Consider the following 9,887-nt stretch of genomic DNA (forward strand, 5'->3'; position numbering starts at 1 on the left):
TTATGCCTAAATCACAAAGAGAAGAAGCTATTGAAGCCTTAAAGCAAATGGAATCTTTTGCAAATACAATGAAATCAAGTATAGGATTGCCTATGATAGTTGATCCAAAGACTAATGTAGCGATTTGGTATGATCAAAGAGAATTAACACTTAAGTTCATGATAAGTGTTGAAAAAACAAGAAAGTTCTTTGAATCTCTATCCGAAGGAAAATTACTTGCTACAAAATGCGTTAAAACAGGGGAAATACTATTTCCTCCACAAGTTGATTGCCCATCTTCATTAGATAGTAATGTTGAGTGGATTGAACTACCAAAAGACGGAGAATTAACAACCTATACTATAATTACTACAAAACCATTTAGCTTTTCACACTATAATGATTATACTGTAGGAATAGCTAAACTTTCAAATGGAGTTCAAGTATTAGCATGGGTTAGAGAAACGGATCCCAAAAAACTGAGGATAGGAATGAAAGTAAAGCTTGAAATAGTTAAAAGAGAGCCTGAAGGTTATTTAACTTATGAATTTGTACCTGTTTGATCCTTTTCATTTAACTCTTTTTGCTTTTTAATAAAATCCATGACTTCCTCTTGAGTAGGTATTGCATTTGCACCTAACTTAGTAACCTTTAAAGCAGCCACAGCCTGAGCAAATTCTAATGATTCGACTGTTTTCATGCCTTTAGTTAAACTTAACAAATATGCTGCTGCAAAGGCATCACCGCTACCAGTTGAATCTCTTATCTCTTTTACTTTAAATGCAGGCATATAACCTACAAAGTCATTTGTATTTGCATATATTCCTTTAGGACCCATTTTAACTATAACATTCTCAGGCCCGATAGTTTTAAGAGTTTGGCTGCATTTTTCAGGATTATCAATTCCTGTTAAGTTCTTGCATTCCTGTTCATTCAACATTATTATATCAACTAGCTTTATCAAACCTCTTAAATCCTTAAGTCCCCTCATACTAAGTCTTCTTCCTGGATCCCATGAAACTAATGATTCATTTTCCTTAGCGGCAATTGCTGCCTTAATAGAGGTATCAGGTCTTAAGCTTGCTATGTGTATAATTTTTGACTTTGATATGACCTCATTGTCAATTTCTTTTGGTTCTAGTTTTTCAGCACACCCTTTAAAGCCATATATTGAAATGTTCCCTGATTGATCTATCATGACTATAGAAAAACCTGTTTCTCCAAAGCATATCTTAAGTCCTGAGATATCTACCTTAGATTTCATCAAATCTTCAACTATTGATCTACCAAAAGTATCTAAACCTACTTTAGTTAATATTGCAGAATTTCCACCTAATTTTCTCACATTTAAAGCTACATTAACAGCAGAACCGCCCGGTCCTGTTGACTGCTCTAATATATCTGCCTCTTCATCGGGACTAGCAAATTTTTCTACTATAAATCTTAAATCCATTAATGCATGGCCTACCGATGTTACATCTATCGTTTTTGAATTTGACATATTTTTCCCCTTTTAAATAGCTATTATTAAACATTTAAAAACACGTTATTCAAATAATTAATAAATTATTTTTCTAATTCTTTAACTGCTTCTTCTGGGGTTTTATTATCATGAACTACTTTCATTACTGCTTTTACCATGCCCTCTATGTTATTGCTTCTAAATACATTTCTTCCTACAGCTACTCCGCTGCCTCCTGCTAATATAACATTGTAGACATCCTCTAGAAATTCTATAGGCTTTTCTCTCACAGCCCCTCCACTCATCACTACTGGAATTCCTTGAGCCATTTCAACGACTTTTGAGAAAGTCTCTTTATTTCCAGTATAATAAGTTTTTATAAGATCCGCACCAGTTTCTGCTGCAGCTCTTGCACCATACATAACAATTTGGGGATCATACCTATTCTTTATTGTAGAACCTCTTGGATATGCAAGCTGCAATAATGGCATTCCATAATAGTTAGCGCTCTCTTTTATTTCATACCAGCTAGATATCATTTCATTCTCATAATCGCTGCCCCAATAAACTGTTGCTGCAACAGCATCTGCACCTAAAGATATCGCTCCTTCAACTGTACCTAAAACTGATTGCAAATAATGCTTATCTGGTGGCCTTATATCACTTTTACCTGTTAGCTTCACAATTAATGATACCCTATTAGCCCATATATCATGTGTTAGCCTTGCCATACCAGGTAAGAGCATAATAGCATCTACTCCAGCCCTTGTAACCTTTTCCAAAATTGTTTTTGCTAAATATCTGTCCTCTTGAAAATCGCTAGGTCCATGTTCCAACCCATGATCAAAAGCAAATATAACCACTCTATTATTTTTTAAAATTCTGCTTAATCTAACCTTTACACCTACATTAGAATAACTTATACCCTCATACTTATCCATTTTTTAATCCCCCTAAATATATATTTAAAAGGAACAATAAAAACACAAATGGAGTTGTACTTAATGGGCTGTGATAATATTAGCGTTGCGTTAACAGGCGCGAGCGGGATTATATATGGGATAAAGTTACTTGATGCTATTAATAAACTGAATATTAATATAAAAGGGATAATTTATTCTAAAGGCTCAATAGAAGTTGCGAAAGCAGAAGAAGGTATTAGCGAAGAGGATTTCATAAAAATTTTGAGAAAATTTGGTGAAATTTATGATGAAGACAACTTTAATTCACCTCTTGCCAGTTCAAGCAATATATCAAAATGCATGATAATATGTCCAGCTAGTATGAAAACGGTTGGATTAATTGCTAACGGTATCCCTATGAATTTGGTATCAAGGGCAGCATTAGCTCATCTTAGGTTAAAGAGACCTCTAATAATTGCTTTCAGAGAAACCCCTTTAGGAACCGCAGAGCTAACAAATTTATTAAAAATATCTAGATACGGCGGTATAATAATGCCTTTGTCTCCGGGTTTTTATTCTAATAAAAGTAATATCGATGACATGATAAACTTTATGATAGGAAAAATTTTAGATGTATTGAATATACAAAACAATTTTTATAGAAGATGGGACCCTAAATCTTCTTCTTTGGAAGACTCTTAAACCCTTGAGGCAAATCTATATCATTTTCTTCGCTCAACTCTTCTTCGAATGACTTCATTTTCTTTGGCTGATTTTCAACAGCAAATCCGCATCTACCGTCGGGTAACATCGCCTTCTTTTCACAATATGCATATCTGCAAGATGCACCTATGCATTTATCCCCTATCCAAGCACACATTGCTACCTTTATAGGCCTACCTCTATAATGATCTGTTGAAAACCTTAATGCTTTTTGACCGCATTTGAAAAATGGGCAAAGAGGATTGCATTTATCCCCAATTGGTCTAGGCTTAATTTCCCTGTTTTGCTGTGAATTAATATCGTTTCTATTTTGATCTCTTTGGTCATGCCCTTGCCTTGATGGGCCTGATATATTTGATACCAATACATACACCTCATATATTTATGACTAGACTTTCCGGTTTACCCTATTATATATTACGGTTTAAACCATTTAAATATTATGTATAATGTTTTATTGCTATCTTTAAGAGAAGATATTATAAAGTCCTTCTTAACACTGTGACTTAGTCTTCCAGCTCTTACTAACTCTATTGGGTCAAATTTTTCATCTATATCATGATAATGTATTATAAATGGTGCATGCTCCAATCCTGGTCCTAATCTATATGCAACAAAATCTGAACCATATTTAAGCCCCGATCTTACTTTTAAGTTTTTATTTCTTAAATCTCTATAAATTATATATTGCCTTTCTCTTCTATCAATTATGTTCAGAATTTTCTTAGCTTCCTCTACGCTTTCCACTTTTTTATCATCATAATATAAATCTATTATTCCCTTCTCCATCAAATAAAGAGCTTCAAACGCATTTAAAATTAAAGGAGAACTAATATCAGTTTCTTCCTTGACTTTTTCAGCATTTATAGGCTTCCCAAAATATCCTGAAAAATAAACCTTTCTCGACTCTTCAATATCGTTTATCAGCACAACATTATTAATAAAATAAGCCTTAATTGGCATTATGCTAGCCCACTAAACCCTATAAGTTTTATATAAACTGATGCATTATATAGGCAATCTATACAATCTTCTAGGTATTCAATTGTTTCTTTAAATGATATGAGCCTAGAAGGCTTGTCTGAATATTTTACTAAAACCCTCGCTAAGCCCTCCCTATAGATAATATCGCCTCTTCCTTCTGATTCACTTATTTTATTAAACCTTTCTTCTATGATCTTTCTTTTCTCTGAGTTACCTTTAGTTCCAGTTGATATTGATCTTAAAAGATCAACTAATGATTGTGAGGAACTATATATTTCTCCAACTAATCCTTCTATTGTTTTATATGCTTCACTATCATCGCTTTTATCAATACTGTATGAAAGCAAAAATCTATAAATACCTGCCTCTAATTTACTAATTGCGCATTCCATTTGAAGAGAAGAATTTATATAAAATTCTTTATAAGAGACTAACTCTAATCTACCGCTCGCTAGGTAATCAAATATTCTATCTTTATTTCTAGAAATCCTATCTTTTGCAGACATTAGGTCTTGTCTATAAAATTTTTCTATATATTCACTTTTTGTATTTTCATGCATTCTTGTTAACAATGTTGCTGATATATTTTGAATGTCTTGCGCCATGTTTTGTAATACTTCAATTAAAGTAATTTTAGATATACTATCAATCGCCATGATTAGCACCCTTTTCTCTCCTTCTCTATACGTAATTTGAATTAAATAAAAATCTATCCCTAATTTCAATTAGGATATTATTTTGTTTTAACCAATATAGAATATTTTTCCAATAGACAATATACTAATAAAGAAATTGCTATGATGCATTAAGATAAAATTAATTAAGTCTATAGCAGAAATTAATAATAATATAAGACAGTTGATGAAAACTTATCACAGGGGACCAATTGCCTGCGTGAATTAGCCCCGCGTCACGGGGTCATGTGTGCGCAGGAGGTCCCCCTTTGGGTGAAACAATGTTTATAATATTGTTGGGCACTGCCGGTGCAGGAAAAAGCACGCTAGCAGGGGAGCTAAAATCTACTATGGAAAACACAGGAGCAAATGTCGCCATAGTAAATTTTGATCCAGCTGCAGAAAAGTTGCCATATGATGCTGATGTAGATGTAAGAGACTACGTAAAAATTGAAGACTTTTTTGATAAGGGTTTAGGACCTAATGGTTCTCTTATAAGTGCCGTAGATTCTCTAATAAATTATTCCGATAAAATAAGGGAGGAAATAGATAAAATAAATCCAGATTTTACAATAATAGATACTCCAGGACAATTAGAGCTATTTGCGTATAGAGTTGGTGGTCCACTAGTTTTAAACTCTATTATTTATAATGAGAAATCAGTTGTTATTTTTTTAATGGATTCCATATTTTTTGATAACCCAGCTAACATAGTCTCCATATTAACCCTTGCAAGTTCAGTAAATACAAGATTCAGAAAACCTCAGATAAATGTTGTTAGTAAATCAGATCTGCTTGATAAAGAATTAATCGATGAAATAATACCAAGATTACATGAAGATGGTTATTTAGAATCCCTTTTAAGGGAATCAAAAGATATAGACGGTTATACTTTAGATTTATCATTAAGTTTAGCAAAAGCTTTGTATGCGTCTGGATATTTCGGGCATATATTACCAATATCTATTTTTAACGAACTAAGTTTAAGGCTGCTTTATGGAAAAATTCAAGAAGTATTAACAGAAAGTGAAGATTATAAAATTTATGATAACGAAAATAATTTGTGAAAAATTTAAAAGCTTTGAATTTTAAAAAATTGTGGGAATCAAATTTGGTTGATAGATCACTAGCTATTTTAGGCGCAGGGGTTATAGGGTCATCTATTATAAGGTCTTTAATAGGATCCGGAAAGGATTGGAAAATAATAGCAACCGCGAGAAGCGATGAATCATTAAACAAGATTAAAAAAATGGGAATTGATGCAACAAGAGACAACATATATGCTGTAAAAAACTCTGATGTAATTATTTTAGCTATAAAACCTTCTCAGCTAATAAATTTAGCAGATGAGATTTCCCCATTTGTAAAGGAGAAGTTAATAATATCAGTTGTTGCTGCAGCTCCAATAAAATGGCTATCTAAAAAGTTGACTGGAGCAAAAATAGTTAGAGCTATGCCTAACATAAATTCTGAGACTTCATCAAGTTTTACGGTATTATCGACAAATTCTAATATAGATGCTGCATCAAAAAAACTAGTAGAAGAAATATTTTCTTCAATAGGTTATTATGAATGGGTAGACGAAAAATACATGAATGCCTTGACTGCGTTAAGCGGAAGCGCTCCAGCATTTTTGGCAGAGATTATAGATGCATTAGCTTTAGGAGGTATTGCTTCTGGCCTACCTAGGGATTTGGCTTATAAAGCTGTGTTATATACGATGCAAGGAACAGCAAAAACTCTGCTTGAAAAAGGTTGGTCTCCACATTATATAAGGGATCTAGTAATAACTCCAGCTGGGACCACAATAAGAGGTATTATGGTATTGCAAGGAAATGGGCTCAAAAGATCAATAATGGAAGCAGTATTGGAAGCACAAAAAAAGGCAGATGAAATAGAAAACTACCTATTCAATTCTTAAAGCTAATAATTATTTGGATTTAACATAGATATTCTTTAATCTATGTATTAAACTTGATAGCGGTATCTCTACAGGACAAGCTACATCGCATCTCATACAGCCTAAGCAAAGCTCCGAGAGCTCCGCACCTTTCTTTATACCTTCAGTTATTGCTGTCCATCCTACCCCCATAGGTCCCCCATAAACTTTACCTCCCCATTTATTAGCTGTGATATCCCAAACTGGACAAAATATTTGACAATTACCGCATCTAATACACCTAAGTTGGTCCCTTAATATATCGCTTTTTATAGCTTCTTTTCTTCCATTATTTAAAAGAATTAAATGCATCTCGGGAGGGCCATGAGCACCATAAACTCTTCTATGGCCTATATCACCTGTCGAACTAGGACCGGATACCATGCTGACATATGTTGGCGGGTAAAGTCCTGCATATGAAGACTGGACTAACACAACCTTAAATGCATCTATTAATGTTGGAACAATTTTTTCAATCCCAGCAATAGCTATATGCAATGGAGGCAAAGTGGTCACAAGCCTTATATTGCCCTCGTTTTCTATCAAAAAAATAGACCCTGAATCAGCTGATATAGCATTTGCACCGCTTATTCCTACATCTGCATTTACAAATTTTTCTCTTAGAAATGGTCTAATTTTGGCAACTATTTGTTGAGGAGTTTCATTACCCTTTAATTCGATATTAAGTTTATTTTTAACTAAATTGATTACATCTTTAACTGTCATATGAATTGCAGGCGCTATTGCGTGCATTGGCTTACCTTTCTCTAATTGAATTAGTAATTGCCCTAAATCAGTTTCCCACACTTCTTTTCCAACTTCTTCCAAATGCTCTCTAATTCCTACCTCTTCAGCGACCATACTCTTAGATAGGATTATCTTATTTCTTTCCCCTATAATTTTATCTAATATGTCTAAGGCATCATCCTTAGTTTCTGCATAATGAGGATTACCATTTATAGACTTTAATGATTCCATAGTCATTTCTATATAATAATCTATATTTGATAACACCTTATTTTTAATTTCTTCAACTTCTTTTGCAAGCTTTGGAATATCTTTATGTAGATTTAAAAAATCTAAAACCCTTTTTTCTGACATAGGTACACTACTTTCTAATGCTTCTCTAAAATCCTTATTTTTTAAAGTTTCAGAAATGTCAACTATTATATTTTCAAGATAATCCAAAGATAACACCTCATAGCATTTCTGAAATATCATGAACTTCTGTATTATAATTGTTAGATACTTTGCTTAAATTTATATAACATATAGGGCACATAGTAATAACTTTATTTGAAACCATGCTTAATTCTTCCATTCTATTTTTTGCAATTGCTTTGCTTAAAGAAGGAAATATAGCTTCTATAGGACCCCCACAGCAATATGTTATACTCTTATTTCTTCTTGGCTCTTTAATTTCATATCCCTTCTTAGATAAAAGCTTTCTAGGAGCATCAATTAAAGAAAGTCCCCTTGCATATATGCAAGAATCATGTATCACAACAGGATCTTTGTTCAATTTACTTTCATCGTTAATTTCTATTAATTCTAAATAACTATTTACCTCTAAATCAAATCCATCAATATATTTAGGATAAACATTTTTCAATATATATGTAGTATGCGGATCTACTGTTATTATTTTTTCCGCTTTGGATTGTTTTAACAATTTAAAAACTTTATTTATATGAATTTTAAATTTCTCTTCATCTCCCATGTCATAAAGCAATACACCACTATATATATCATTTTCATAAAGATATGAAAAATTTATTTTGCTTTTTAACAAAAGGTTAGCAATAGAAGTTAGTACATTGTATGACCAAGAAATTAACCTTTTATCCGGTTGAGCCAGTTTATTTATTATATCTCTTGGAATACTTCTTGCAAATTTCAATGCTATATATCCACCTTCATCGCTTTTTTCCATGGCCATTAAATATAATGATAGAGATTCTATGTAAGGTATAAGCTGATATAAAGCACCTGTATAAAGAACTACCTTACCTTCTCTATTAAAATTATATTTTAATGCCCATTTATATGAAAATCCATCAGGAACTGGGACAGGATATCCTGTTTTTATGGTCAAATCTCCCATAAAATCTATGAGTTCTCTTATTCTCAATTTTAATGCCCATTTATGTTTAAAACTATAAAATTTTTAAGTTTAACTTAATAGATTTCTATGTGATGTATTTATGAACTACTGCTTAAGCTCCAAGACTTCATATCCTCATCGTAAAAAACCATTCCTTTTTTGACTAACTTGTTGAATAGTTTACCTCCGTTTTCACCAAAATCCGATGCAAGAAGATCTTCAACTTCTTTAGCATCTCTTATAGCAATAGTCATTAATTTAGACTTAAACCTATCCCAATAATCTTTATCTAAAGCGATTCTTTCATCATCAAAATAAAGAACTATAGCTCCACTGCTTTCTAATTTTTTAAAATATGCGTCAGGATTCCTTAGCCATTGTACTTCATCTGAGAAAATAACTCCTTGCTCTTTTAATATGTCTATAGCTGTTTTCTTTTTAGACTTAGCTTCCTCTTTTTGTTGTAACTGCTGTGGCTTTTCTACTTTAGTCTCTTCTATGCTTTCCACTAGGTCTGCTATCCTTGATGATAAATCATCTATTTTTTGAGTAAAAGGGTTTAACAAATCCTGCATAAGCCTTTCTATCCTTTTTGATATGGTTTCTATTAATTCCTTATTAATTTGGGCTTGTTCTGCGTTACCTTTTTCAACAGATGAAATAATTAGTTCCCTTATGTAATCATTTGGTAAAGAATATCCCTTTGCCTTAGCTATTTTTGATAGTATTTTGTAATCTTCTTCAGGAATTTCTATTTTTATAACGACGTTTTTCTTTGAATTTATTTCCAAGCGCTTCACCATTTAATAATTGAAAAACAAAGTTAATAATCTAACATACTCTTTGTTCAAAAATTAGGATAGAATGTAATATTTTATTGCTACTTTTATTTATGAATAGTATACCATCGAAATATATTTTGCAATCAATCTCAATATTTAATGACATAAATCAAGGAATTAACTATCCTAGCAAAATATATGCTGCGGTTATTATTAAAATAGAAACAATTAAGTAATCAATAAGATAAGGGGTTTGGGCTTCATTGAATTTTCATGAATTTGTATCTAATTCTCAGCCCTTGGGCTTCACCAGGGTCACGGGATAACCCGTTACCCCT

Annotated in this window: 13 protein-coding genes; 5 read left to right on the plus strand and 8 right to left on the minus strand. The window is 32.4% G+C overall.

Translation table 11 applies throughout. The annotated features are described in order from the left end of the window. Positions 1-2: 2 nt before the first annotated feature. The gene (locus ACP5GV_RS03940) at positions 3-542 is read left to right on the plus strand and encodes a Zn-ribbon domain-containing OB-fold protein (RefSeq protein WP_292319656.1); all 540 of its coding nucleotides are present in this window, start codon (positions 3-5) and stop codon (positions 540-542) included. On the opposite strand, the gene ACP5GV_RS03945 is transcribed toward ACP5GV_RS03940, so the two are convergent. Next, positions 521-1,480, minus strand: coding sequence for a carbohydrate kinase family protein (locus tag ACP5GV_RS03945; protein WP_292319657.1), 960 nt, complete (start codon positions 1,478-1,480; stop codon positions 521-523). The two genes, ACP5GV_RS03940 and ACP5GV_RS03945, sit on opposite strands and share 22 nt — an antisense overlap. A gap of 65 nt (positions 1,481-1,545) precedes the next feature. Then, positions 1,546-2,382 carry a class I fructose-bisphosphate aldolase family protein gene (locus ACP5GV_RS03950; RefSeq protein WP_428102370.1) on the minus strand — a complete coding sequence of 279 codons (837 nt, stop codon included), beginning with the start codon at positions 2,380-2,382 and terminating at the stop codon, positions 1,546-1,548. A 48-nt stretch (positions 2,383-2,430) separates the two neighbouring features. On the opposite strand from ACP5GV_RS03950, the gene ACP5GV_RS03955 reads away from it, so the two are divergent. Further along, complete coding sequence (locus tag ACP5GV_RS03955; protein ID WP_428102372.1) at positions 2,431-3,045, plus strand: UbiX family flavin prenyltransferase; 615 nt, start codon at positions 2,431-2,433, stop codon at positions 3,043-3,045. On the opposite strand, the gene ACP5GV_RS03960 is transcribed toward ACP5GV_RS03955, so the two are convergent. Genes ACP5GV_RS03960 through ACP5GV_RS03970 form a run of 3 tightly spaced genes read right to left on the minus strand, consistent with a single transcriptional unit; the run spans position 3,017 to position 4,706 of the window. Next, positions 3,017-3,430, minus strand: coding sequence for a hypothetical protein (locus tag ACP5GV_RS03960; protein WP_292319660.1), 414 nt, complete (start codon positions 3,428-3,430; stop codon positions 3,017-3,019). The two genes, ACP5GV_RS03955 and ACP5GV_RS03960, sit on opposite strands and share 29 nt — an antisense overlap. A 53-nt stretch (positions 3,431-3,483) precedes the next feature. Continuing rightward, entirely contained in the window at positions 3,484-4,029 is a 546-nt protein-coding gene (endA, locus tag ACP5GV_RS03965) for a tRNA-intron lyase (protein ID WP_428068818.1), read from the minus strand. Then, a complete protein-coding gene (locus ACP5GV_RS03970) occupies positions 4,029-4,706 on the minus strand; it encodes a hypothetical protein (RefSeq protein ID WP_428102374.1) in 678 nt (225 codons plus the stop codon). The genes endA and ACP5GV_RS03970 overlap by 1 nt, the downstream gene beginning before the upstream one ends. A gap of 299 nt (positions 4,707-5,005) precedes the next feature. On the opposite strand from ACP5GV_RS03970, the gene ACP5GV_RS03975 reads away from it, so the two are divergent. After that, the gene (locus ACP5GV_RS03975; RefSeq protein WP_428068815.1) at positions 5,006-5,791 is read left to right on the plus strand and encodes an ATP/GTP-binding protein; all 786 of its coding nucleotides are present in this window, start codon (positions 5,006-5,008) and stop codon (positions 5,789-5,791) included. Between the two features lie 29 nt (positions 5,792-5,820). Continuing rightward, positions 5,821-6,645, plus strand: coding sequence for a pyrroline-5-carboxylate reductase (gene proC, locus ACP5GV_RS03980; protein ID WP_292319664.1), 825 nt, complete (start codon positions 5,821-5,823; stop codon positions 6,643-6,645). A 9-nt stretch (positions 6,646-6,654) separates the two neighbouring features. Here proC and ACP5GV_RS03985 read toward each other — a convergent pair whose 3' ends face one another. From ACP5GV_RS03985 to ACP5GV_RS03995, 3 genes are all read right to left on the minus strand, one after another. Next, the gene (locus ACP5GV_RS03985) at positions 6,655-7,860 is read right to left on the minus strand and encodes an LUD domain-containing protein (RefSeq protein WP_428102386.1); all 1,206 of its coding nucleotides are present in this window, start codon (positions 7,858-7,860) and stop codon (positions 6,655-6,657) included. A gap of 1 nt (position 7,861) precedes the next feature. Continuing rightward, complete coding sequence (locus tag ACP5GV_RS03990; RefSeq protein WP_428102376.1) at positions 7,862-8,794, minus strand: (Fe-S)-binding protein; 933 nt, start codon at positions 8,792-8,794, stop codon at positions 7,862-7,864. A gap of 71 nt (positions 8,795-8,865) precedes the next feature. Next, entirely contained in the window at positions 8,866-9,558 is a 693-nt protein-coding gene (locus ACP5GV_RS03995) for a hypothetical protein (protein WP_292319667.1), read from the minus strand. Positions 9,559-9,659: 101 nt separating this feature from the next. Here ACP5GV_RS03995 and ACP5GV_RS04000 point away from each other — a divergent pair, with 101 nt between their 5' ends. Continuing rightward, positions 9,660-9,785, plus strand: coding sequence for a hypothetical protein (locus ACP5GV_RS04000; RefSeq protein WP_428102378.1), 126 nt, complete (start codon positions 9,660-9,662; stop codon positions 9,783-9,785). Positions 9,786-9,887 lie beyond the last annotated feature (102 nt).

This window comes from Caldisphaera sp. (assembly GCF_049974385.1).
GTDB lineage: Archaea > Thermoproteota > Thermoprotei_A > Sulfolobales > Acidilobaceae > Caldisphaera.